The organism is Amycolatopsis sp. NPDC114484 (assembly GCF_055633755.1).
Genome location: NZ_JBVKDQ010000032.1, coordinates 27,765 through 50,774 on the forward strand (window position 1 = coordinate 27,765; position 23,010 = coordinate 50,774).

Annotated in this window: 30 protein-coding genes and 1 tRNA gene; 4 read left to right on the top strand and 27 right to left on the bottom strand. The window is 66.6% G+C overall.

Annotated features, from left to right (window positions below; translation table 11 throughout):
- Positions 1-48 precede the first annotated feature (48 nt).
- From ACZ7SW_RS41315 to ACZ7SW_RS41365, 11 genes are all read right to left on the bottom strand, one after another.
- Entirely contained in the window at positions 49-555 is a 507-nt protein-coding gene (locus ACZ7SW_RS41315; RefSeq protein WP_470235816.1) for a hypothetical protein, read from the bottom strand.
- 63 nt (positions 556-618) lie between these two features.
- A complete protein-coding gene (locus tag ACZ7SW_RS41320) occupies positions 619-1,455 on the bottom strand; it encodes a S1 family peptidase (protein WP_470235817.1) in 837 nt (278 codons plus the stop codon).
- Positions 1,431-1,850, bottom strand: a complete 420-nt coding sequence (locus ACZ7SW_RS41325) for a hypothetical protein (protein ID WP_470235818.1) — start codon at positions 1,848-1,850, stop codon at positions 1,431-1,433. Before ACZ7SW_RS41325 ends, ACZ7SW_RS41320 begins: the two co-directional genes overlap by 25 nt.
- A 28-nt stretch (positions 1,851-1,878) precedes the next feature.
- Positions 1,879-1,949 (bottom strand) — tRNA-Cys (locus ACZ7SW_RS41330).
- A 136-nt stretch (positions 1,950-2,085) separates the two neighbouring features.
- Positions 2,086-2,610: a helix-turn-helix domain-containing protein gene (locus ACZ7SW_RS41335; RefSeq protein WP_470235819.1), complete on the bottom strand. Its 525-nt coding sequence runs from the start codon at positions 2,608-2,610 to the stop codon at positions 2,086-2,088.
- A 295-nt stretch (positions 2,611-2,905) separates the two neighbouring features.
- On the bottom strand, positions 2,906-3,733 hold the full coding sequence (locus ACZ7SW_RS41340) for an Imm1 family immunity protein (protein WP_470235820.1): 828 nt from the start codon (positions 3,731-3,733) through the stop codon (positions 2,906-2,908).
- On the bottom strand, positions 3,730-4,398 hold the full coding sequence (locus tag ACZ7SW_RS41345; protein WP_470235821.1) for a DddA-like double-stranded DNA deaminase toxin: 669 nt from the start codon (positions 4,396-4,398) through the stop codon (positions 3,730-3,732). The genes ACZ7SW_RS41340 and ACZ7SW_RS41345 overlap by 4 nt, the downstream gene beginning before the upstream one ends.
- Before the next feature lie 101 nt (positions 4,399-4,499).
- A complete protein-coding gene (locus ACZ7SW_RS41350; RefSeq protein WP_470235822.1) occupies positions 4,500-4,754 on the bottom strand; it encodes a hypothetical protein in 255 nt (84 codons plus the stop codon).
- A 205-nt stretch (positions 4,755-4,959) separates the two neighbouring features.
- Entirely contained in the window at positions 4,960-5,421 is a 462-nt protein-coding gene (locus tag ACZ7SW_RS41355) for a hypothetical protein (protein WP_470235823.1), read from the bottom strand.
- 6 nt (positions 5,422-5,427) lie between these two features.
- Positions 5,428-6,312: a phosphotransferase gene (locus tag ACZ7SW_RS41360; protein WP_470235824.1), complete on the bottom strand. Its 885-nt coding sequence runs from the start codon at positions 6,310-6,312 to the stop codon at positions 5,428-5,430.
- Positions 6,261-6,698, bottom strand: coding sequence for a hypothetical protein (locus tag ACZ7SW_RS41365; RefSeq protein WP_470235825.1), 438 nt, complete (start codon positions 6,696-6,698; stop codon positions 6,261-6,263). Before ACZ7SW_RS41365 ends, ACZ7SW_RS41360 begins: the two co-directional genes overlap by 52 nt.
- 495 nt (positions 6,699-7,193) lie before the next feature.
- Here ACZ7SW_RS41365 and ACZ7SW_RS41370 point away from each other — a divergent pair, with 495 nt between their 5' ends.
- A complete protein-coding gene (locus tag ACZ7SW_RS41370; protein WP_470235826.1) occupies positions 7,194-8,510 on the top strand; it encodes a hypothetical protein in 1,317 nt (438 codons plus the stop codon).
- A gap of 9 nt (positions 8,511-8,519) precedes the next feature.
- Positions 8,520-9,086: a GNAT family N-acetyltransferase gene (locus tag ACZ7SW_RS41375; protein ID WP_470235827.1), complete on the top strand. Its 567-nt coding sequence runs from the start codon at positions 8,520-8,522 to the stop codon at positions 9,084-9,086.
- 201 nt (positions 9,087-9,287) lie between these two features.
- Here the strand turns inward: ACZ7SW_RS41375 and ACZ7SW_RS41380 are convergent, their stop codons facing one another.
- From ACZ7SW_RS41380 to ACZ7SW_RS41455, 16 genes are all read right to left on the bottom strand, one after another.
- Positions 9,288-9,845 carry a hypothetical protein gene (locus ACZ7SW_RS41380; protein WP_470235828.1) on the bottom strand — a complete coding sequence of 186 codons (558 nt, stop codon included), beginning with the start codon at positions 9,843-9,845 and terminating at the stop codon, positions 9,288-9,290.
- Positions 9,846-10,039: 194 nt separating this feature from the next.
- Complete coding sequence (locus ACZ7SW_RS41385) at positions 10,040-10,348, bottom strand: hypothetical protein (protein WP_470235829.1); 309 nt, start codon at positions 10,346-10,348, stop codon at positions 10,040-10,042.
- On the bottom strand, positions 10,345-10,662 hold the full coding sequence (locus ACZ7SW_RS41390; RefSeq protein ID WP_470235830.1) for a hypothetical protein: 318 nt from the start codon (positions 10,660-10,662) through the stop codon (positions 10,345-10,347). Before ACZ7SW_RS41390 ends, ACZ7SW_RS41385 begins: the two co-directional genes overlap by 4 nt.
- Entirely contained in the window at positions 10,659-11,243 is a 585-nt protein-coding gene (locus ACZ7SW_RS41395) for a DUF4314 domain-containing protein (RefSeq protein ID WP_470235831.1), read from the bottom strand. The genes ACZ7SW_RS41390 and ACZ7SW_RS41395 overlap by 4 nt, the downstream gene beginning before the upstream one ends.
- A 7-nt stretch (positions 11,244-11,250) precedes the next feature.
- Positions 11,251-11,778: a hypothetical protein gene (locus tag ACZ7SW_RS41400; protein ID WP_470235832.1), complete on the bottom strand. Its 528-nt coding sequence runs from the start codon at positions 11,776-11,778 to the stop codon at positions 11,251-11,253.
- 4 nt (positions 11,779-11,782) lie between these two features.
- Positions 11,783-12,223 (bottom strand): hypothetical protein, encoded by a 441-nt coding sequence (locus ACZ7SW_RS41405; protein WP_470235833.1) that lies wholly within the window; start codon positions 12,221-12,223, stop codon positions 11,783-11,785.
- A complete protein-coding gene (locus ACZ7SW_RS41410; RefSeq protein ID WP_470235834.1) occupies positions 12,220-12,558 on the bottom strand; it encodes a hypothetical protein in 339 nt (112 codons plus the stop codon). Before ACZ7SW_RS41410 ends, ACZ7SW_RS41405 begins: the two co-directional genes overlap by 4 nt.
- Before the next feature lie 107 nt (positions 12,559-12,665).
- Entirely contained in the window at positions 12,666-12,893 is a 228-nt protein-coding gene (locus ACZ7SW_RS41415; RefSeq protein ID WP_470235835.1) for a hypothetical protein, read from the bottom strand.
- A gap of 403 nt (positions 12,894-13,296) precedes the next feature.
- A complete protein-coding gene (locus tag ACZ7SW_RS41420; RefSeq protein WP_470235836.1) occupies positions 13,297-13,719 on the bottom strand; it encodes a hypothetical protein in 423 nt (140 codons plus the stop codon).
- Positions 13,719-14,129, bottom strand: a complete 411-nt coding sequence (locus tag ACZ7SW_RS41425) for a DUF3846 domain-containing protein (protein ID WP_470235837.1) — start codon at positions 14,127-14,129, stop codon at positions 13,719-13,721. Before ACZ7SW_RS41425 ends, ACZ7SW_RS41420 begins: the two co-directional genes overlap by 1 nt.
- Positions 14,126-14,494: a hypothetical protein gene (locus ACZ7SW_RS41430; protein WP_470235838.1), complete on the bottom strand. Its 369-nt coding sequence runs from the start codon at positions 14,492-14,494 to the stop codon at positions 14,126-14,128. Before ACZ7SW_RS41430 ends, ACZ7SW_RS41425 begins: the two co-directional genes overlap by 4 nt.
- Positions 14,495-15,206: 712 nt before the next feature.
- Positions 15,207-15,503: a hypothetical protein gene (locus ACZ7SW_RS41435; RefSeq protein WP_470235839.1), complete on the bottom strand. Its 297-nt coding sequence runs from the start codon at positions 15,501-15,503 to the stop codon at positions 15,207-15,209.
- Positions 15,500-15,943, bottom strand: a complete 444-nt coding sequence (locus tag ACZ7SW_RS41440; RefSeq protein ID WP_470235840.1) for a hypothetical protein — start codon at positions 15,941-15,943, stop codon at positions 15,500-15,502. Before ACZ7SW_RS41440 ends, ACZ7SW_RS41435 begins: the two co-directional genes overlap by 4 nt.
- 26 nt (positions 15,944-15,969) lie before the next feature.
- Positions 15,970-16,608 carry an Lsr2 dimerization domain-containing protein gene (locus tag ACZ7SW_RS41445; protein ID WP_470235841.1) on the bottom strand — a complete coding sequence of 213 codons (639 nt, stop codon included), beginning with the start codon at positions 16,606-16,608 and terminating at the stop codon, positions 15,970-15,972.
- Between the two features lie 18 nt (positions 16,609-16,626).
- A complete protein-coding gene (locus ACZ7SW_RS41450) occupies positions 16,627-17,067 on the bottom strand; it encodes an Lsr2 family DNA-binding protein (protein ID WP_470235842.1) in 441 nt (146 codons plus the stop codon).
- Between the two features lie 294 nt (positions 17,068-17,361).
- Entirely contained in the window at positions 17,362-18,936 is a 1,575-nt protein-coding gene (locus tag ACZ7SW_RS41455) for a recombinase family protein (protein WP_470235843.1), read from the bottom strand.
- A gap of 176 nt (positions 18,937-19,112) precedes the next feature.
- Between ACZ7SW_RS41455 and ACZ7SW_RS41460 the strand changes: the two genes are divergently transcribed.
- Both ACZ7SW_RS41460 and ACZ7SW_RS41465 read left to right on the top strand, forming a co-directional pair.
- Positions 19,113-21,848, top strand: coding sequence for a DEAD/DEAH box helicase (locus tag ACZ7SW_RS41460; RefSeq protein WP_470235844.1), 2,736 nt, complete (start codon positions 19,113-19,115; stop codon positions 21,846-21,848).
- Positions 21,848-23,002 carry an SWIM zinc finger family protein gene (locus ACZ7SW_RS41465; RefSeq protein WP_470235845.1) on the top strand — a complete coding sequence of 385 codons (1,155 nt, stop codon included), beginning with the start codon at positions 21,848-21,850 and terminating at the stop codon, positions 23,000-23,002. Before ACZ7SW_RS41460 ends, ACZ7SW_RS41465 begins: the two co-directional genes overlap by 1 nt.
- Positions 23,003-23,010: the final 8 nt, after the last annotated feature.

Consider the following 23,010-nt stretch of genomic DNA (forward strand, 5'->3'; position numbering starts at 1 on the left):
GCCCCCGGGTACCGCGTATGCGGTGCCCGGGGGCGATTTTCGCTGTTGTCACGAGGTTTCGTCCGGAGGAGACCCACCGCCGGGTTCCTCTGCCGGACCGAGCCCAGGGACCCCCGGACACCAGCCGATCCGGAAGAACTGCTCGATCAGGACTGTGTTCCAGTCCAGGAATTTCCTGATCTTGTGGTACTTGCGCACGCGTTCTGTCCAGTTTTCGTAGAAGATCGGCGCGAGCACGACGTCCGGTGAGCGTCCGGCGTCACGGGCTACGTATTCGTCAAAGGACAGCGTGCCGAACCAGGCGCAGCGGGCGAACTCGTACAGGGCCTGGTCCCACCGGAAGCTCCCACCCATGCGGGTTTCACTGTGGAGCCACGTCATCTGCGCCTCGTATCCGGCCTCGTCGCCCCGCTCCAGGATCATCGCCCAGATCTCGCAGACGACCCCGCGATCGAATTCGTCCCGGTCGACGAGATGCTGGCGCAGGCGAAACGCGTTGTCCTCCATGAACCGGATCGCCGCAGGCTCCAGGACGACAGGATCTTCTTCTGCCACAATCGGCTCCGAACTTCAGAAGGCTCGGAGCCGCCCGCAAGCAGCTCCGAGCCGGACTATCGATCAGGAATTGTCAGCGATGGTCTCGTCGATCCAGTCGCGGTAGGAACTGATATCGGTGAAAGCAGTGGCCGACTGCCCGGGAACGGGACTGCCGCCGCGAGAGTTGATCCCGACGACCCGCATGCGCCCTTGCTTGTCGATGGTGACGGCGGGGCCGCCCGCGTCGCCGTAGGCAGGACCCGTGGCGTTCGGGTGACCCGTGCAGAACTCGCCGTGCGAGATCCCCGCATCGGCGCACTGCTGCTTCGGAACGACGGGCAAGTCCAGCTGATGCAGCAGCTTCGGGAGCTTGGATCGGTCCGGCTTCGGGAGCGGCTCGGTTGCTCCCCATCCGTACGTCCTCAGCACGTCGCCCGGTCGCGGAGACCACCACGCCAGACGCGCTGCGGGCACGTCGAGGTCGTTGTCGACCCGGAGCAGGGCGAGGTCGCCGGTCGGGGTGTTGGGATTCCATCGGGGACTGACGAAGATCCGTTCGACGCGGCCAGCGGTGCCGCTCTGCGTACGGTCGAGACCCACCCTGACGTGGAACTTCTTGTGCTTGGCCGGGATCTCGCCGGGGATGCCGAGGTCCGTGACGCATTGCGCGGCGGTGAGGAGCCAGCGGTCATCGACCACGACGGACCCGCAGGTGTGCGCGTCGCGCAGACCTTCGGGGGCGGCGTCGAACATCAGCGACCCGACGGATTTGACCGACGCTGGAGCGAGCTGGCCCCCGATGAGCTGGGCAGAAGGCCCCGGGCCTCCGGCGACTTCGGCCGCCGACGCGGTCGAGGCCACTGCCGCGGTCGCCGCGAGGGCGAGAGCGCCAGTTACTGCGATTCTCCTTGAACGCATGTTGTCCTTCCTGTCGTATTGCACGAACCGCTGGCGGCCGGGGGCGGCCGGAGCGGGGATCGAGAGCGCGACTGTGCGATCGCGTTGGCGGTGGCAGCGAGGCTGAGCCTGTGCAGGCGCAGTTTCAGGCTGACGTTGTGCGGGCGGCGCGGCGCGCCGATGCGTTTCATCCAGGCGATGACGGTGTCACTAGACGCGCCGACCTTCTCGCCGCACTCGTTTGTCTTAAAACCTTGTGCGTACCATTCGATCGCTTCCCACGCCGCGAATGTGCTTTTATGCACTGGAACAAACAGGCCGTCCATGCAGGTGTCCGGCTGCTCAATCCAGTCTGGATCTACTGGAAGTACCGCCTCCAGTGCATGACTGGCGACCACGCTTCCGATCGTCTCCATCAGTCGAAACGTGTTCTCTGCCTTCACGTTGCCCCACCGGGAATCGAACCCGGGCCGACAGGATTGCGTCCTTCGCGCTTCCATTTACACCATGGGGCATCACCCGGGACGCAATCCCCATTGTCCCGAGCTTTCGCCAAGCGACTATGTTTCCCGCTAGGCCAACGGAAAGCCATCATGACGGGACATCGGCCCGAGGGTACAGCTCTAACCCTGTTGCCGCTTGGCTACAAATCTATTGCAGAGGAAACATATCTCCTTCTAGCAGGCTGATGAGCTGATCCTGATTGCATCCGCACAGTTCGGCAATCTGGTCCTGCACAGGCCGGGGCAGGCGAAGTCGGCCGTTCGTGTTCGGGGGAAGGTTGCGCAACCACGCTTCCGCCCAGGGCGTTAGCGGGTTCCCGCTCCGGGCCAGCTTCTGCAAGTCCACTGTCACCGTGTCCGCGCGCCTCCCGGTTGCTTCTGCGATTGCGCGGTCGAGCAAGGCCCCGGCCGACAGACGATACACATCGCAGTACTGAGCAAACCGGGTGACGGGCATTACGGTCCTGCCCTTTTCGTGCCAGGCGACGGTTGTCTCGCCTTGGCCAGTTTCGCGTGCCACGTCTTCCCGGCTCATATTTCGGTTGTTTCGCCCTGCGAACATCCAGCCGCCGAGGATTTCGCTTAAATTGCGCTCGATTTGCGCGGTGAAGGATGTGTCGCCGTGCGGTTTCGATTCGGCGGCTTCGCCTGCGGCGTCGGCTGCGCCGTCCATTTCGGTTCCCTTTCGATCGGAGCTTGAGCGCGGTGGAGATGGCTGGTCGGGGCCAGCCACCTTCCACCGCGGCTGTGGGACGGCAGGCGGGCGAGGGCGCACCTGGGCTGTCGCGCTTCCGGGAGCGCGATTGGTGCGTGCCGTCGGGCTCGACCTCGCCCGTCTGCCGTATGCACGCCCTCCTGAACCGGGGCTGGCGAGCGTTCAGGAGGCCGTGCCATGTGTTCTGCCGCGCCCCTGGCGCCAACCCCGGGCAGAACTGGTTCGGAGGGCCCCGTGCGGGGCGATCAGTGCGTTACCGGGCTGCCGGGTCCGGTGCTGGCACCCAGGTGACGGAACTCGGCTGCGTGCGCCACCCGATGAAGTCCACGACAGCCTGAATGACGACGTCGACGGGGACTTCGCTTCCCCGTTCCTGCTCGAACGCGAGCCCGCTGCGGGCCGTGTACTTCCCGCCGGGATCTTGGCCGCCGGTAGGGACGTAGGTCTCGCCGGTCTCGTTTCGCCACGCGAGGGTGCCGAGGTCGCCGCGCACTCCCGCGATCAGGACGGGCGAGGTGGGGCTGGGGTCCCGGTGCAGCGTCCAGGCGCGTCCGGCCGGCGGCGTTGCGCCTTCGTGCGGCCATGCCGCGAGGGTGCGCATCTGTTCCGGCAGCGCGCCCAGCAGCGAGAAATCGGTGATCACGAACGCGTCCTCGTCCTGGAATTCCTTGAACGACGCTGCGGCGTCGTCGGTCCAGTCGAGGCAGGTCGGCCGGGCACGCGTCGAGACGTATTCGCTGACGGCGTCGAGGACCAGTTCGACCGGCACTTCGCGGCGGGGGGCCTGGACGTAGTGGTGCCCTGCCCACGTGAAGTAATCGACATAGAATTGGTTGTCCGCTTGGGCCGGGCGCAGTCCCGGGCTGTCGGAACCGTCCTGCCACGTGAGCACCCCGCGATCGCCGCGAACTCCCGCGACCAGGCAGCTCTCGCCCTCGGTGTCGTGGATCCACCAGACCGTCCCTCGGTCCGGGTATTTCCGGACCGTGTTCGCGTGCTTCATCGCCGCGACAAGGTTCGTGGGGTCTCCGCCGAGCCCAGCGATGTCGTAGCCTTCTTGACCTGCGTATTCGTCTGTCATCGCTGACCCTCATAGGTTCTCGTGAACGGTTCGCCGTCGCTGGTCGTCCCGTGCACCGTGAGCTTGGACCCTTGCGGAAGATATCGCACGAGCGCTTCCGCGCAGCCCGGTTGCGGCTTGCCCATCGGTCCTGTCCGTTGTTCGCATGGCACGTTGTTGATCACCAGTTCGCTTGACTGCTTGCCTTGCTTGATCATGTCCGTGGCTACCTTGATTTCCACGTGGCTGCTGAGGAAGTCGGCGGAACGGGAGTCCAGCCCGGCCGCCTGGAGCCCTGCCTGGGCCTCGGGCGTGTAGGTTCCGTCGATTCCCGACGTGAACCGGTTCAGGCTCCCGTCCACGAATCCCACGGTCTTCTCTCCCATCCCGGGCTTGACGCGCGGCGGGAGGGAGTCAGCGCAGAATCCCGCTTTGCTGGGGTACTTCGAGCCGTCGGGTGCCTCGACCGGCGGGGGTTCGTCGTCGTGATCATCGGCCCCCTCCTCGTCTTTCGGCGACCGGGCCGCGGCGGCGCTGTCTGCCGTCAGCGGCTCGGTGTGAGCCTCGGCGGCTCGCGCGATCGCCACCTGCACGGCTTCCACCGCGCCCAACGCATCAGCCCACAGTCGCTCGCACTGGCCGCACAACTGCGTCAGCTCGTCGTTCGAGCCGAGCAGGGTGCCCACCACGTGGACGACGCGGCCGAACTCCTGCGCTGCCGCAGCGCAGGCTGCGACCGGAACGCCTTGTGCGGCGGCCCCGAGCGCGGCAGCGTCGTCCTGGATCGTCATCCGGCCTGGTGATGCGCAGCCCTCTGAGCGATCGTCTCGGCAACCTGCGCCATCGCAGCCTGCACCTGTTGGAGCTGCTGCTTGGCCTCATTGATCGCGCCGCCGATCTCTTTCAGCCCCTCCGTGTCACCGAGAATGTTCTGGCATTCCATGTACGCGGCGTCCAGCCCGGTCATGAGCTGCTCAACAGCAGCTTGCGGAACCTGCTGCCCCACCTGCGCGAGCTGTTGCGCCTGTTCTTGAATACTCATTCTTGTCCCCTCCGGTTACTGCAGATGGACGTCAGCGGCTTTCCTGATCAAAGCGGGCAGCTTCTGCGATTCAATCGAAGCTTTGTTCACCATTTCGCACACGTCGTACACGGCTGTCGTGAGACGGTCTTCGCTTTTGGTGGCGCCAAGAATTTCCCGGAAGCTCTCAGCCAGGTCAAAGTACTTACTCGTAATGGGACCGAATTCAGCCCTGCCCGGAACCTGATCGGCGAGCGCACGAAGCTTCTTCGCGTTGTCGGCTACGGTCGTCATTTCGCGTGCGCGTCTCCTTGATCGTCGGCCGGTCCGGGAAATCCGGGTCGCCGCCCGGCCACTGCGGAGCCATGGCTCCGGGCGGGCGGTGGCGAGCGCCGTCCCGGCCGGGCCGTTCCGGCGGCCCGCCGACCGTCTGGCCGTGGACCGTGAGGGGCTTGTCCGGCTCGCCCGCCCGTCCGAATTGAACAGTGTTCTCGGTGTTCATCTTCTGCCATATGGCGAAAGCCTCGTCGCGCCAGTGCTTGGCGTCGTTGCGCAGCGCGCGAAACCGCTTCTCTCTGCGGTGATTGATCCACATTGACCCGCCGATGGACAGTGCGGTCGAGATGATGGGCAGCAGCAGGATCATCGCCGACGCGGCGAGGGCGTGGTAATCGACATCGTTCGTCATGTCGCCCTACGCTTTCTGTCTTGCGTCGAGCAGTCGGTATTCGGAATACCATCGTGCCGCGTCGATGAGACTCGGATGCCGACTGTGGAGTATCCAACGCCCCAGCAGCGCAACGGCGAACGCGTCCAGCGAACTCGCGCTCGCCTCCGCCCATGCCGGCACTGCCGACACGATGCTCTCGGCTTCTTCCGGCGCGTATCCCGCCTCCACCAGCCGCACGACGACAATCGCGGCGTCGACCCATGCCGGAGAACGCGTCGCCCACGTCCACCCCACGATCCTGGCAAAACCGTTGCGGTCGAACAAAATGCTGGACTCCGACATGTCACCGTGCGCGATTCCGGTTCCAGCCGACAGCACGTAGCGAACGTGCTGTTCCATGTCGACAAATTGCGCGAGATTCTCACGCTCCCACGTCGTCAGCTTGTGCATATGATTCTTGACCAGGTTTCGCCACGGCGAATCTGCCGACCAGCGAGCAGCCAGCGAATCAAAGAACGAGGAGCCGGCCACTTCAGGAACGGCCAGTTCGGCGAGCAACTTCACCACGGTGCGCACATCGCCCGAACCGGGCCGGAGGCGTGCGCACCGCCCGGGAACGTACTCATACCCCGTGATAGCCCAGTTCATGTTCTGGTTGAACCACAACAAGCGCGGGGCCGCACCGGGAAGCAGTTTGTTCAATCGCTGCTCCTCGGCCCGCGCCATCGTCTGACTGTGATCGTCCTGATTGACCGCCTTGACGAAGACAGCGCCGTGCTTCGTGTGCACGACACCGGAGAAGTCCGCAGTGCCAGGACAGTCGTGCACCTCGACGATTTCCGCGTCGAGCTGGTGTTCTACGCCCTGGTGGACTTCCCAATCGAGGTCGTCCCATCGTTTCCTGCCCACGCTCCAACCCTCCCCACTGCGATATGCAACGGCTTCCGTATGAATGCGCCCGTCGGCAACCACAACGTCGGACCGTGGCCGAGAGCCAACCGCGGCGCGCAGGGGAGCAACGGATGCGGCAAGCTCTGGAGCGCGTCCACCACCTCGGCCAAGCCCCCGGTGTACTCCCAGACCCGCCAGTCGCCAGGGTCCAGCCGCATCCCGACAGCGTCGTCTAATCCCCTCACAGCGATCACGTCCGCCGACCCCTCGCCCCACGCGTAGATGCCCCGTATCACCATGACCTCGCCCTCCTGCATCCTCGGCAGGAACTCCCATCCGGCGTCGCACAAGTTCGCCAGACCCTGAAGCGCTGGGAATGTCTCAAACATCTCGTCCTCAATCACCAGGGCGCGTCCTGTTCGTTTGCGAGGCCGGCGAATCAGCAAGGTGGAACGCGGCGGAGGCGGTGGTCGGGGGTCAGCCGCCTCCACCGCGGCTTAGAGACGGCAGGCGAACGAGGGAGCCTGGGTTCAGGCATTCCGTCAGGCTCGAACCTCTTCGCCTGCCGTCTTCGCGCCCCGGCCAGCGCGCCCGCGCCTGTCGTGCTCACGGTCGGGGATGACCAAACAGTCAAGGTGTCGCAATGATCAGCGCAAGCGTCGAATCATGACGCTGATCAGGGCCATCGCGGGTCATCGCGCTCCTTGGACTCGACATGTGCGATCACACGGGGTGATCTCTCAGTCGCACCAGCTTCCTGCCACCAGGAGTGACATCGGAAGACCGGGAGAAGTGACATCTTCTGACATCTCGTGACATCTCGTGACTTCTTGGCTGACTGGTCGCCGCGAAGGGACTGCGGGCCTTAGCCTGTTGAAAGCCCGAGGATCGGAGGTGCCATGGAGGAGGAACTTCCTCAAACGCGGTTGGCACAGGTCATGGACCACAGGCGCATGTCCCTGAGGACTCTCGCGGACCGCGTGCAGGCCATCACGGGTCAGCCAGTGTCCGAGAGGCAGGCCCGCCGGTGGGCTACCGGCGAGATGCGGCGCGAACCCTACGCTGAGTCGCGATTGGCACTTGAGGAGATCTTCGACGAGCCCATCACCCGGCTTCTCGGCCCCCCTCACGGCAGTGGGTTGGTGCGTCAGGAGACCCCCAGCACCCTTCTCGGGCCGTCAACCAAGTTTGACGATCTGGATTGGCAACGCAAGCTGATATCGGCGAGTGCAGCACGGGCTCGCGATTTCCTGAGCAGGACAGAGGTATCGAACGTGGGCCCTGAAACCATTGCCCAGTTGGCGGATGACGTACGAAGCCTGGCGATTCGATACCAACGGGAACCACTCGATGGTCTCCTAAGCGAGATGAGCACCACACAAGAGCAAGCTTTCGAACTGCTCGAAGGCCGCCAGAAGCCCTCGCAGGCGCGCGAACTGAGTCTACTGGCTGGCGTTGCGTCCGGATTGATGGCCAGAGCGGCGCATGACACTGGACTATCGGATAAAGCAATGATTCACGCTCGGGCCGCATTCTCCGCAGCCAACAATGCCGACCATGTCGGGCTTAAGGCATGGTCAAAGGGCTTGCAATCGCTAATTGCATACTGGGCCGAACGTTATTCGGACTCACTTTCATACGCCCAAGAGGGCGGCCAGTATGCGATTGGGAGTCGCAACACCTCAAGTGTATGGCTTGCGGTAGGCGAAGCGCGTGCGCTTGCCGCACTCGGTCGCCATAAAGATGCACGAGACGCGATAAATCGAGCACGTGATGCACGTGATTCTGTTCGCCTTGACGACCTCGATGGGCTTGGCGGTTTCTGTACTTTTACCCGACAGCGCGAACTCTATTATTCGGCGGAATCTTTGGCGTGGGCCGGAACGAGCGCGGCAGATGAGGCCGAAGCGAATGCGCTCGAAGCGATCGAACTATACGAACACGACCCCATTGGCAACCGCGCTTTCGGGGACGAGGCCGGGGTAAGGTGCGCACTGGCCACGGCACGACTTAGCCAAGGCGAGTTCGACGGCGCAGTATCAGCCATGGAGCAAGTCCTCTCCATGCCGAGGGAGCTACGCACGCACGGTGTAATCACTGCGGTGAAGAACGTGCAACAGGTCGCAGCCGCGACCGCTATCGACACGCGTCCCGTGCGCGAACTAGGCGACTCGATGAGGTCCTTCGTTTCCCAGCCTCTACTACTCGAAAAGTAGGAGATTGTTTTGACTCAGCTTCAACTACGCGGCTCCAAGGTGCTGCTTCGTGAATTTCGCACCGATGACGCGGAAGCGGTTTTTTCAATCATAGGCGACGATCGTGTCACCCGATCCCTCTCCTTCGACAGCCGCAATAAAGAAGCCGCGCGTTCCATGATTGACGGAGCCATTCGGAGAGCGGCAACTTCACCGCGCGAGGAGTACTACCTCGCCGTAGTCCAGCTTGAAGCTCCGGGATTCCTGGTTGGTTTTTGCAGGCTCGCACTGTCCGGCGTCAAGGCCGCAAAGATCGGATATGCCGTCGCAGCAGATCATTGGCGACGAGGGTATGCGACGGATGCTGTGACAACGATGCTCAACTTTGCATTTTCCGAGTTAGAGCTTCATCGCGTAACGGCCGCTATTGGTCCCGAAAACGATGCATCTCATCAGATTGTGAAGAAATTGGGATTCACCAATGAGGGGCTCCTTCGCGACCATGTTTACACAAATGGTTCGTGGCGAGACTCGCTCCTCTACTCGATTCTGGCTTACGAATGGCCGACGCCGAGGGTTTCGCAGGGCCTGACCTGACCGCTAACCATCGCGCTGGGGTCGCTGCCTGTGGGCCGAAGGACCAGCAGCTCGGCGGGGCCTTCATAGGTCGATGCCTCGGTGGTGTTCGAGCAGCAGGTGCTTAGAGTCAAGGTCAGCGACGTACTCGTGGCGGCAGAGGACGACAGATGTGTCCGCAGGACACGCTTGATGCGTGTCCTGCGGACGGTTGGACCCGGGCTAGCTGGTGCAGGCGGTGTCTCCGGTGAGTCCGCTCCAGTGGGAAACGGTCTTGTCCGTTGCGTCGCGGATGGCCACGGATTGGAAGTCGAGGGGGACTTTTGTCGCTGAGCTGCGCAGTGCTTCGCAGGCTGCGCGTGCTCCATTGTCACCGTCGGTCATGGTGGATCGGCCGATCACGGCCCGCCCGTCGAGCTCGACCGCGGTTACCTTGCCGAACCACGGTTTGCCTGAGTGATCGGTGTGGAAGACGACGCGTAGCTTGTCGGCGGGATCGGCCGGCGGGGCAGCCGGTGTGCTCGCTGGGCGCTCTGCCGTGGTCGATGCTGTTGTGCTCGACGCTGGCGGGCTCGACTTGACCGGGCTCGGAGCGGCCGGTGAGCTGGCGGGCTTTGGCGGCGCTGATGCACTATCGCCAGTGGGTTTGTCCCGGTTGAACGCGCCGATCACCCCGGCCGCCACGACGACGGCGACGACAACGCCACCGGTGATCCAAGGCCAGCGACGGCGCCGCTTCGCCTGGCCGGGGTTCTCGGCCTCGTTTTCTGTGCTCTCCATAGCTTTCGCCCCTTCACTGGTGCATGGCATCTCGTTGTTGATCGCACCTGCCCCGGCTAGGCACGATAGTGGCCGTTGACGCTTGTCCAATCCGCCGATCCGACGGTCCTGGCCCCGTGCAGCGCGGGTTGCGGGCAACCAGGTCCCCGGTGCGAGTGTTCGCGCCGGGGACCTGTTGATGCTGGATCGAAGGATCAGACGACTCGTCGGTCCCGCCATTGTTCGAGGTCTTGACGGTGTTCGGTCAGCAGGTGATCGGTGATGAGGTTCGCGAGGTAGACGTGTCGGCAGAACACGCACGACGCGCGCGTGCGGAAGCGGACGACGACAGCGGGGCTCAGGTGCAGCGGCCCTGTCCGGCCGCGTCTGCGAGCGGCCAGCTCGGTTTGAACACGGACGGTGAGGTTGCTGACGAGGGTGGCCAGCTCCCGGAGGCCTGGGTCTGGCAGGTCGCCCACCACGTCCTCGAGAGAGGCCAGTTCGGCTACCTGGGGAACGCTCACGGCAGAGGTTTCTTCACGTAGAGCGGGATGTTTGGCCACAGTCCGACCTCCAGTTCACTTGTGCGTGCGCAGGATGCGCAGACGCGTACGACCACGGGCATATCTCCTTCGGGGAGGTGCCCGTCGGTGCTGCCGACCGCGGCAGCGAGAATCACCGGGACCTGGTCCTGCGGGATGCCGAGCGCGACGAGGCCGGCGGCGGCGAACTCGGCGTCGCCGATGAAGGCGAGGCCGGTGTCGGTTCCGGTCATGCACGCCACGCAGGCCCCGTGGTAGTTGCCGTGGATGTTCGGCGCGGGCAGCGAATCAGTCACGGGCGCTCCGTTCTCGGCATCCGGTAGCAGCGTTCGCCGATCTCGGCGTCGTGCCTGCGGCCGCGATTGAGGCGGAACCCGTGACGCGCGAGCCAGTACTTGAGCAGCGTGACCTTGGTCTGCGGCCGTTCGGACACCAGCGGCGACGGGGTGGCCGCGAGCACGAGGCCGTGGAAGTCCGCCCATTCGGTGATCAGACGCATGGTGCGTTCGGCCACTCCCTTGCGTCGCTGGTCGCGGCGGACATGGATCATGCCGAGCGCGACGTGACCAGCGGCTTTGCGGCTGAGTTCCAGGCTGTGCAGCTCAGGTGTGTTCTCGCGCAGCAGGCGGGCGAACTCGCCCACATCGGTGCCGATGACCTCGTACGAGTCCTCGTCGGTCAGCAGGATCAGGGACCGGCCGTTGTCCCACTTCATCCACAGCTGCCCGCCGTTGCCGCCGGTCACAGTGCCTTCGGAACCGACCGGCAGCGGGTCGGGGTCGTTTCTCATCGGGCCGGTCAGGCGGATGCGGGTGCCGTACGGGACGGGGCAGGGCAGCGGTGTCCGCCGGAAGAAAGCGCGGGCGTCGTCGTCCACGGGCTGCTCACCGGCCTTTCGGCTTGCGGTCGTGGTCGGCGAGGAACCCGCCCTTGCGGTTCACGGTCCAGCCGACCCGACCGCCTGTGTGCACGATGTAGTCGCCCGAGCAGGCGGTCTCCTCCCCGGTGCGCGTGACCAGGGCCAGGGCTTTCCGTTCGTTCGCTGCCGTTCCGGTCCAGACGACTTCACCGCCTGCCGTTTCGATCCAGGCGCGGATGCGCCCGCGGTTCGCGTCGGTGAGCTGGACCGCGCGCACGCTGCGCGGTTTCACCGTCCAGTCCTCGGCCACCTCGGCGGCGAAGTCCGGGTCGGCCAGGCCCTTGAAGTACTGGTAGGTCTCGGACCAGTCGGCATTGCTGAGGGTGACGGCGGACAGTGTGCCGCCGAGCCGGGCCGTAGCTTGTGCGCGGAACGCGGTCTCGCTGCCCATGGGCAGGGCGGTGCCGAGCGGCCGTCCGGCAGGGTCGCGCGGAGCCGGGGCGAGGAGCGCTTCGCGGAGGTCGTGCGTGGCGTAGCAGAGGTCGGGGTTCATGGGTTCAGCCCTTTTCCTGGTGCGGTGCGGAGTGGTCGAGGTGTCCGAGCGGGGCCGTCCACGGCCCGTCGTTGAGCTGGACCGTGAGGCCGGTGTCGAATGCGAAGCGCGCGCGGCGGAGGCCGTCGGCCTGGAGCCGGAGGAGCAGGACGCGCAGGTCGTCGCCCTCGACGAGGACGGTGCGCGCGGTGGGGCTCAACTCCTGTTCGACGGCCCGCCGCAACAGGATCCGGACGGCGGCGGCCCGGTTGGTGCCGTTGCCCATCGCCCACGTCTCGACCAGTGCCTTGAGGTCGTCGCCGAGTTCCTGGCGGATGGAACCGCCGATCGCGGGCCGCCCCTTTCCCTGCCGTTCCGGTTGAGGGGGAACGGGTTGGTCACGCCTGTCCTCGGGTTCTTCCGGCTCGTGCTGCGCCGCCGGGACGAGCCGGAAGCGGACGCTCACGCGTCCAGTCCGTTCGCGGCCAGCCGCCGCACCGCGTCGCGCAGCGATTCGACGTCCACATCGGACTCCTGTCGCACGACGACCCATTTGTAATCCGGGTGCCGGTAGTAGCCGACCTCCAGTTCGTAGAGGTCGCGGCCGTTGAGCTTGACGATGATCTTGCGGTGCTTGCCGGGGCGGTACGGGCCGTAACGGAACATCACCCCGTCGTCGGTGTAGACGAGGTCGCGGGCGCTGAGCTCCAGCAGGAGCTTTCGGCCGAGCTGCTGCCAGATGACGTCGGTGTCGGCGTCGGCCAGCCGCTTGTCCGCGATCGATTCGGGCTCGTCGTTCATTGCCGTGGTCCTTCCTGATCCTGTCCGGGTCAATGACTGTCCTGTATGGACACCGCACGCCTGCCTCCGAAGAGAGCAGGCGGCGGAGCCGATGCAGGGCTTCCGGATCAGACCGGGAAACACAGCACCGAACTGTCGGCGGCCTCCTTTCTGGGGAGTCGTTTCACGGTCGCGTCGGCGCGCTTGCTGGTGCGCGGGTCGCCGAGCACGGTGTCGACGGCCTCGCCGAGGTGCGCCGGGCAGCAGTAGCGTCCTTCGTCGCCGTTCTTGAAGTAGGTGACGAAATGCGTGGCGGCCTCCGTGCCCGTGCCGAAGGAGCAGAACCGGTCAGCCATCGGCCCGGTCCCTTGCCCGCAGGAGAGATTCGGCGAAGGGCAAGCCATCTGCGGTGCACTGCTGCTTGAACAGGTCGATGTGCCAGCGGGACATCGCTTCCTGCACGAGTTTCGTGCCGACGCCCCGGCGTTGCCGGGTCCGGCCGGACGAACACGGTGATCGCCCCGGCTTTCTCGTGGGGCGGGAAATCCTGCGGGTAGTGGTTGAGGATGCCGACCAGGCTTCCGACCGCGTCGCGGAACAGCAGGCAGTCGACGTAGGCACCGGGACCGAATCCCGCCGACAGGTCGCCGCGAAAGTAGCCGATGCCGGGCGGGCCTTCGGCCGGGTACTGCTCGGCCTGCGACTGCCAGGTGAACACGATCATCTCCCGGATGATCCGGGCGAGTCCTCCTTCGCTGCTCATCGCGGATGTCCTTCCAGCGCAACGTTTCCCATGCGCCACGTCGGACGGCAGTCCAGGAGGTCATCGCCGTGCGGGCATTCCATGTCGCTCAGGTCGAGATCCCAGGTCCGGGCGTTCTCGTCGTGGACGAACTGAGGCTTGCCCTCCAGCTCCGCGTAATGCGCTTCGCACCAGAAGCCGTACGACGATTCACGGGCCGGTGCGATGTTGTCGGCGAACGACCGGACCAGATCGGCGAACGATTCCCGCGCCACGGAACGGAATCGGAAGTGGTCAGCGGCACCGGTCAGGCTGTCGCGGAACCTGCCGCGCACCGTGCACCGGCCGTCTCCGCGGTCGGTGACGGCACCGGCGAGGCTCATGGTGCCGATCTCAAAAGCGAAGTACTCCGGATGGACCACAGCGGACTGTTCGGTCATCAGAACTGGCCTCCTGGGACGCGGCGGATGCCGAGGCGCCCGCGCTTGATCTCGAACATCAGATAGCGGACGTAGATGTCCGCCTTGTCCGACAGCGAGGTGTCGTCGCCCTTGCCGTCGGGGCCGCCGAGGAACACGGCCGTGCCGTAGTACATCTGGCGAACCGTGCCGTTGAAGCCGTACACGATGACGGTGGCGTACTCGTTGGGCATCGGGAGCTGCACCTGGTGTCCGTGCTCGTCCGCGTACATCGTGGCGTCGAGGCCGTCCGCGTCGAGGCGCACCGCTTCGACGGTGTCGCAGTTGATGACCGAACTCAGGGCGTCCAAAAAGTCCTGGCCCGCCGGGGGAAGCATCTTCTCCTCGATCATGCCGTCCGGGGTGACGACGAGGCCGCGCAGTTCGCTCACTGGTCGACCTCCTCGACCTGCCACGCCCAGCCGAGGCCGAGGGCATAGCGGCCGTCGTCGTCGGGTTGCACCACCGCCGAAGGCCGGAAGGGACTGTCCGGGGTGAACACGAGGACGTATCCCTCCCGCGACCACTCGCAACGAGGGGATTCCGCGTCGTCCTCGGCGATCCGGTTGGTCCAGGCGACGACTTCTTCGGCGACCGGCTTGGAGAAGCACGGCTCGGCGTACCCGTCCGCGTTCGGATAGCCGGTCAGATACGCCTCGAATCGCGGATCTTGTTGCCCGTCTTGCATTTCGATGTACACGTTCGCGCGCACACCGGATGAGGTGTCGCAATCGGTATTCACGATGTCCGGGTCCATTCTTTATCGGGGTTCCATGTCCCTGCGACCGCGCGCGGGAGCGGCGCGCGAAGTCGCGACTGGTCAAGCCGGAAGCGGCCTGACCAGTCGAAACAATGCGCGCAGCAGCGAGTCGCGGAAGCGTTGCGAGGGACTGTCCGGGTCTTGCGCCTTGTTGTTTACAGGCACTCGTTAATCGTAGATTCCGGCAGCCGGACCGGACAATAACAGTGACCCGATATTCTCAACGGTGCCCTGACCTGCGGAAATCAACCCTGAAAAAGAGGTGGCCCCCGACGCGAACGCCGGGGACCGCCTGTCGGTAACACTTAATTGACCCGGACAGGATCATCGAATGGAACCGACGGCGGACACTCTAGCGTGTTCGCGCGACGATGCGAAGTCCGACCCTGTCCAGGCTCAGGTAGATGATCTTTCAACCAGATACCGACGGCTGATCCCGCACCGCTCCCGCGTGGCAGCAAGTGCGCGTGAATCGCGTTCTGTGTGTGATTGAGGATTGGCCCGGCGAGCCGCCGCCTGCTCGGCCCGCCGGGCGTCCTTCCGGGAGCTGCGAATACCGGCCAGGATTTCCCATTCGATTCCTGTCCGGGTCAGGGTTGCCGATCCTGGCCGGTGCCCCTCCGCGCTCCGCAGCCCCCGCCCGCTTCCTGCTGGCGAACCAGCAGGAAGCGAGGCTTCTGCCGCTGATCGCGGCGGGGCGCGTCGCCGGTTACGACGCCGTGTGGTCCAGGTCCGCGCACAGCCCGAGTGCCGCGCCGGGCGGCAGGTCGTCCACTTCGACGCCGTGCAGCCGGTCGACGGGCACGTTCCTGCCGTCGACCGGAGACGCCCACCACATCACTTCGCCGCTGTCCAGCACGCCGTCAAGCGAGCAGGAGCAGGGGATCTCGGTGCCGTCGTCCAGCACAAGCCGCACGCCGCGCGGTTTGCGCAACCGCGCCGCGAGCATCAGGCACGACCCCGTCCACATCCGCCACGCGGGCGCGAGCACCGCGGGCGCGGTCACGCTACCGCCGCCTTCCGGCCGCTCCGGCCCGTGCGGACGGCAGCGGTCTTCCGGCTGCGGCTGGCGCTCCTGGCGCGGCGCGCGTCGGCGGCCTGGCGTTCCAGGGTCGCTCGGATCGAGACCTCGCGGACGTACTGGCGGCTGATCCGCACCCCTTTTGCGAGGTAGCCCTCGGTGTAGCCGCTGCGCGGAGCCAGTTCGACGTAGGTCTCCACCCGGCCGCGCCGCATGGCGATCCGGAACCGCGACCGCTTCGTGCGCTTGCAACGGGAGCACACGAAGACCTGCTCGTGCGTGGCATCGGAGTCGTTGTACGCCTCCAGGATCGGCACGTCGTCCTCGTCGGGGAAGTCGTGCCCTTTTTTGCGGCACTGGGCGAACTTCGGGTTGTTGCGAAGGTATTCGTCGACGTCGGTGGTCTCGTCGTCGTTGGCTGACATGGTGTCCAATCGCGTTGTGCTGGTGCTTATTTCGTGCGGCGGCGCGGTGTCTGCCTGCGCTTGCCGCCGGAGCCCGTGTCTTCCCGGCCGAGCCGGTCCCACGACGGAGCGTCCATCGCGGACCAGACCTCGGTGAACCACCGCTGGTACGCGGCGTGCGGAACGATGCCGCGCTCGCCGAGGTCGGGCCACCCGTTCTTGCGCGCCCAGGCACGGACAATGCCGCGCGCTGCGGAGAACGCCTTGGCTGTCTTCCTGCTGATCGGCGGCGGCGGGTCCGTCCACCACGCCTGGCCCTGCACCGGCTCGGGCAGAACCGTCGGCAGAGTGCCGCGCACGTGGGGTTTCGACGGAGTCCGTGTCGTCGCCTCGTCGTCGCGGACCCGCTTCGCAGGTTTGCTCCAGTACGCGACCATGCGGTCGAACGCCTCGGCATCAGCCGCACCGAGCCAGCGTGTGTACAGCTTCTTGCCGACCCTGAACGTCCGCTTCGTCAGCCCGTCCGTCCACGCGCGAAAGTCGCTGTCGAACCGCTCGGCGTTGGCCTCGCACAGGTCGATGCCGAACTTGCGGTTGCCGACCTCGAATGTCTTGCTGGTGGTGGCGTCCTGGGACGGGTCCAGGTCGTCCACGTAGGTGACGGTGGTTTCGATTTTCTGCGCCATCGGAACTGGCCCCCGTTCTCAGTCCGACCCGGTCGTGCCGTTGCGATGCCGCCGGCAGCTCTGGAGCTGCACGACGCTCGCGCACTGTTCCTGCTCGACGGCCGCCTGCTCCACGGCGTCGGCGACGGTGCTTCGCCGGGCCTCTTCCCGTTCCTTGTCGTATTCCTTGCGGATCTGCTCAGGGATGCGGCCCCGCGCGCTCACCGGCAGCTGCCGTCGGCGGGCCCATTCGCGGACGGTGGCCGCGTCGTCTTCTTCCTCCGGCGGGACCGCCGGAAATTCGGCGGAACGATCGCGCGGCGGACGACGGTGGTTCTTCAAGACACGGTGAACAGTCCGCTCGCTCACCGGCGAATCGAGGTCGATTTTGTAGAACGTCGCGCGCGCCCCCTCGGCACTCGCCCCGTGGTCGTAAGAGCCCTCCTCTTCCACGACCACGATCAGCGCAACATGAACCATCAGTGGTAACACTTCCTGTCCGGGTCTTTACGGTTTGCACACCCCCCGTGTGCAAACCCACCCCCCGTTTGGGGGCATCCGGATTCAACAACGGCAAATTTCTCAGTGCAACCGATCTTGAACCACTGGGCTGATCGGGTTACAAAACCGGCAGAGGAATGCGGAGAGTGAGGATGCGCGGGGTGCACGGTGTTTACCGAACCCCCGCGCATCCACGAGAAGGTGAAAGTAATTCGGATGGACTAGCGTCCAGATGTAATCACTCTGTTGATCACCACCCGATCGGCGGTACGGTCATGCAGCCGCTTCCAGCTCCCCGGTATCCCGGAACCGGATGTCGATCGACGCCGTGTCGAACCGCGGACCCCGTCGCGCTGGCTTGTTGAGCGTCACTTCCATGAGCGTGTCGAGCACGAACCGCTTGCTGCTCAACGGCTGAGCCTGCCACACCTCGCCCACGTTCTCGATGCCCACGAAGGACAGGAGAGGCGACTCGACCACCGAGGCGGACAACGTCCGGTCAATGGCCTCCAGGCGGAGACGGGCGGCCTGCGTGGCGCTGCGCAGCTGCGACCTGTCAACGAAGCCGAGCACGTGATCCTGCGCCAGCCCGTCCAGGTTGACACGGATGGTTTCCGCCTCCAGCCGCAGCGCTTCCACGTCCACTTCGGGTTCCGGAGCCCGGTAGATGAACGCCTCGACGAACCGGGGATCGCGGGCGATGCGGTTGAGCAGCGTCGCCTGCACGTAGGTGTCGACGTTGATCGCGTGACGCGCGAGGTGGTGGGCAGCCTTGCACGCGTAGCGGGGCGTGCGGCTGTGGCCGTTGCCGTTGGACTTGACGTGGCACGAGGTGCCGTTCCGGTGGATGCCGCAGAGGTACAGAGCCGTGCCGAGCCAGCGCGGCGCGTTGCCCACGCCCGGCTCCCGCGTGCTCCGAGACGGGTCGGTCAGCAGCTGGACGACCGCCCGGTACAAGTTCATGCCGACGATGGGCTCGCCCGGCAACCTGCCCAGCTCCACTCCCTTGTAGGACGAGATCCCGGCGTTACGGGGACGTAGAAGAATGCTCCGAAGGATCGGCGAGGACCACGGCGCCCCGCTGACCGTCGGGACCGATCCCTCGCGCAGCTCTGCGGCAAGCTCGCGCAGGCTCCACAGCTTCCGGGTCTTCTGATTCAGCTGGACGACCCGCTCCGAGCAATCGAGGATCACCTCGGCCTCGGCCTGGACCTTCGTGACACCGTCCTCTTCGAACCCGAACGGCCGGCGTCCGCCGTGCCACGTACCGGCGAGTGCCTGCCGCTCCCGTGCGGCCGACACGCGCCGGGACGTCGCCCGGCTCGATGCGTTCGCGAACGAGACCATGTTCCGGGCCAGCGTGATCTCGGCGTCGGTCCCGCCGTCGGTGAACGTCAGGGAACCCGAGAGAGACCGGGCGTTGACCTTGCGGTCCTCGGCGATGTCGATGAAGTCTTCGAGGTCCCGGGGATCGCGCATCGTCCGGTCGAGGTCCTCGGCCAGCAGGCCGTTCGCCCGCCCGGCCTGGAGGTGGCCCAGGGCCTCGCGGAACCCCGGGCGCACCACCCGCATCACCGTGGTGCCGTCCGGAAGGGTGACCTTGCGGCGCTTGAACGCCGAGGCGTTACGGGCTTTGCCGTTCTTCCGGTTGACGTCGTTCTCGATGATAACTTTCAAGACGGTCCAGCCGAGCCGCTTCGCCAACTCGCGCAGCTTCTGTTCCCGGCTGCTGAACGTCTTGCCGTTGCCGTGTTCGTCCAGGTCGTCGGCCCTCAGGTCCGACAATCGCAGGTAGATGATGGCTGTGACAGGGGAAAACACTGTCGGGGAAATGACTGTCCGGGTCATGGGCCGGACAGTCACAAACCCTATGTGTCATAAACAAGTTTTCGGCTTTCCCGCCTTGACAAGCACCCCCGAACCGTCAGCACAATCGGGCTTCGGGGTGCCCCGCGCAACCCCGACAGCAACGTCGCCGCCAGGCGACGAGCAAAACTGTCAGCCCCGCGCGTTACCGTGCCGAGGTGGAGTTCGACCAGACCACCCAAGCCACCTACCTCCCCTCGGATCCCCCACGAGAGGGAGTCCTGGCGCTGTGGGGCGACGAGATCGAGGGAGACACCCCGATCCAGCTAGTCCTGCCCGGTGCCGGGAAATTCGCCCGCACCGAGGTAGTAGCGCGGCTCGTACCACTGGCGAACGCCATCCCCCGCCTGCTAGTCGTCCCCGACGAGACCAGCCCAGCCCTCGCAGCCTGGTCCGCAGTGCTCAACGCCGGAGTAAACCTGGTAGCGCGCGGCCGATTACGCCCAGCGTCCACCCCGAACGGCCTGGGCACCTGGCGAGTAGGCCCCCTAGACGCAGCCGACGAGGAACTCCTGCGCGGACTCGCGGCCGCATTGCCGCCCGAAGCACACGCCCTACCGCTCTCCGGTGTCAAACGAATCCGCCTGCACTCACCGGAATCACTGATTCGCGCAGTGTGGGACGCCACAGCGGACGTCCTGGTGCGCAGTCCGGCGGCCGCAGTCGGCTCCGGTGGGACAGCATTCGCGGAAGCGCAACCCACACTGCTGGACCCGGACGGCGCGGCCTGGCTCGCCGAACTCGAAACCCGTCGCCCGGACGGGGCACAACTGCTGCTGAGGATCGAGGCGACGGACGAGGAATTCGCCGGGGTCCTGGCCGTTCGTTCCACCCTCGAACCGAGCCTGGTGGTCGAAGCGGCCACCCTCTGGGACGCCTCCGAAGCAGTCCTGCACCGGCTGGGCGACCAAGTGGAAACACAACTTCTGCTGGGCCTGAGGCGCGGCGCCCGGGCCTGGCCACCGCTGGGCCGAATCCTGTCCGAACCAGCACCGACCACGCTCCCGCTGTCTGACGACGAGGTGGTCGACCTGCTCGGCGCCGGTGCGCGAGATCTTGGCGGCGCGGGCATCGAAGTCTTGTGGCCCAAGGATCTTTTCGCCGGCGAGGTCCGGGCGAAGGCGAGCGTGACGCAGGCCCCGGCGAGCGAATCCGGTCCCGCGTTCCCGCTCAACGGCCTGCTGGAATTCCGCTGGCGGCTCAGCCTCGGCGGCAGCGAACTCACCGACGAGGAGGTCGCCGCACTCGCCGAGGCGAAACGTCCGCTGGTCCGGTTGCGCGGGCAGTGGGTGAAACTCGATCCCGCCCTGCTCGCGCGAATGCGGGCCCGGCGTTCGCGCCTGACGGGCGCCGAAGCGCTCGCCGCCGCGCTCACCGGGGAGCTGGAGGTCGACGGTGAACGAGTCGAGTTCGCGCCGCAGCCGGCGTTGTCCGGGCTCGCCGAACGGCTGCGCGAAAGGGATCCCGCGCCCGTCGAGGAACCGGCGGGGCTCACCGCCACTCTGCGCCCGTATCAACGGGCCGGGCTGGGCTGGCTCATCGCGATGACCGAACTCGGCCTCGGTGCCTGCCTCGCCGACGATATGGGGCTGGGCAAGACAATCCAGCTCATCGCACTGCACTTGCACCGCCGATCGCGGGCCGCGGGGCCGACGCTCGTGCTGTGCCCGACGTCGCTGCTGGGCAACTGGGAACGCGAGTTCGGCAAGTTCGCGCCGGACGTGCCGGTGCGCCGGTTCCACGGCGGCGGACGGCATCTCGGCGACTTGGCCCCGGACGAGGTCGTGCTCGCCACGTACGGGGTGCTGCGCCGTGATCGGGAGCTGCTGTCCGAAGTGGACTGGGGCATGGTCGCCGCGGACGAGGCGCAGCACGTCAAGAACCCGTTGTCCGCCACGGCGAAGGAACTGCGGCAGGTGCCCGCAGCGGCCCGCGTGGCGCTCACCGGCACGCCGGTGGAGAACCGGCTCACCGAGCTGTGGTCGCTGCTCGACTGGACCACGCCGGGGCTGCTCGGCCCGCTGGAGAAGTTCCGGCGCACCGTGGCGCGGCCGATCGAACGGGACCGGGACGAGACGGTCACCGGACGGCTGGCCGCGACGGTCCGGCCGTTCCTGTTGCGCCGCCGCAAAACCGACCCGGACATCGCGCCGGAACTGCCGCGGAAAACCGAGACGGACCGGTACGTCCCGCTCACCGCCGAGCAGACCACGCTGTACGAGGCGGTGGTGCGGGAGAACCTGGCGCAAATCCGGGAGGCGCGAGGGGTGCAGCGGCGCGGCCAGGTGCTGAAGCTGCTCACCGAGCTCAAGCAGATCTGCAACCACCCGGCGCACTACCTCAAGGAAAGCACCGGGGTGCTGAGCGGACGGTCGGGCAAGCTCGCCGCGTTCGAGGAATTGCTGGACGTCATCCTCGACGAGGGCGAGAGCGTGCTGGTGTTCAGCCAGTACGTGCGGCTGTGCCGGTTGCTGGAGCGGCGGCTCGCCGAGCGCGGGCTGCCCACCGCGCTGCTGTCCGGCGAGATCGGGCCGAAGCGGCGGGACGAGATGGTGGCCGCGTTCCAGTCCGGCGAGGTGCCGGTGTTCCTGTTGTCGCTCAAGGCGGGCGGGGTCGGGCTCAACCTCACCCAGGCCACGCACGTGATCCACTACGACCGCTGGTGGAACCCGGCGGTGGAGGACCAGGCCACCGACCGCGCGTACCGGATCGGGCAGGACCGGCCGGTGCAGGTGCACCGGCTGATCGCCGAGGGCACGCTGGAGGAACGCGTCGCCGCGGTGCTGGAAACCAAGCGCGGGCTGGCCGACGCGGTCGTCGGCGCGGGGGAGGACTGGATCACCGAGCTGTCCGACGACCAGCTCGCCGATCTCGTCCGGCTCGGGAGCGGCTGATGCCGCCGCGGCGGACGTTCGGGCGCCGGTGGTGGGGCCGGGCGTGGGTGGAAGCGCTGGAGCAGCGCGCCAAGCTGGACCCGAACCGGCTGCCGCGCGGGCGGACGTACGCGCGCAAGGGCGTCGTGGACCAGCTGGCGATCAGCGCGGGCGAGATCACCGCGTGGGTGCGGGGAAGCCGCCCGGAGCCGTACCGCGTCGCCATCCGGATGCGCGAGTTCGGCGCGGAGGAATGGGACAGGCTGCTCGACGTCGCGGGCCGCCGGCTCGGGCACGCCGCCGCGTTGCTCGACGGGGAGCTGCCGGAGGAACTGGCCGTCCAGGCTCGCGAGGCCGGGGCCGACCTGCTGCCCGGGCCGGGCGACCTGCGGCCGCGCTGTTCCTGTCCGGACAGCGCGAATCCGTGCAAACACGTGGCGGCGGTGTACTACCTGGTCGCCGACGAGGTGGACGCCGATCCGTTCGTGCTGTTCACCCTGCGCGGCAGGGGCCGGGACGCGGTTTTGGCTCAGCTGCGCGAATTGCGGACCCCCAGCGCTGCTCGCCCGGCTCGCGCGCCGGAGGTCGGGCTGACGCCGAAGAAGGCGTACTCGCGCCGGATCGCACCGCTGCCGCCGTTGCCCGCGCTCCCCGGCGAACCCGGTCCGCCCGCGGTGCTCGACCTCGATCCGCCTGCTCGCACTGGCCTCACGTCCGCTGCTCTCGCCGCGCTTGCCGCCGACGCCGCGTCGCTAGCGTTCGGCTTGCTGCACACCCGGGATGCCTTGGCGGACTTGACTTTCGCCGAGGACCTGGCCCGTCGCGCCGCCCGGCCGGGCGCGGATGTGTTCGGGCTGGCCGCGGCCGCCGAGGTCGCGCCGTCGGAGCTGATCGTGTCGGCGCAGGCGTGGCGGGAAGCGGGCCGGAGCGGGCTGGCGGCGTTGCGGGACGTATGGAGTCCGGGCCCCGGTCCGCTGGCGGCGGCGCGCGCGGAACTGGCGGAATTGCCGGGGGAGGTGAAGGTGTGGCGCAACCGGGTGACGGCCGGGCCGGTGCAGCTCCGGTACGGACGGGACAGCCGGTGGTACCGCTTCGTGCGGGTCGCGGGCCAGTGGTGGCCGGACGGACCTCCGGCCGAGCAGCCGGTCGATCTCGCTTACCCGGCGGAGGGCTGAATCACTTA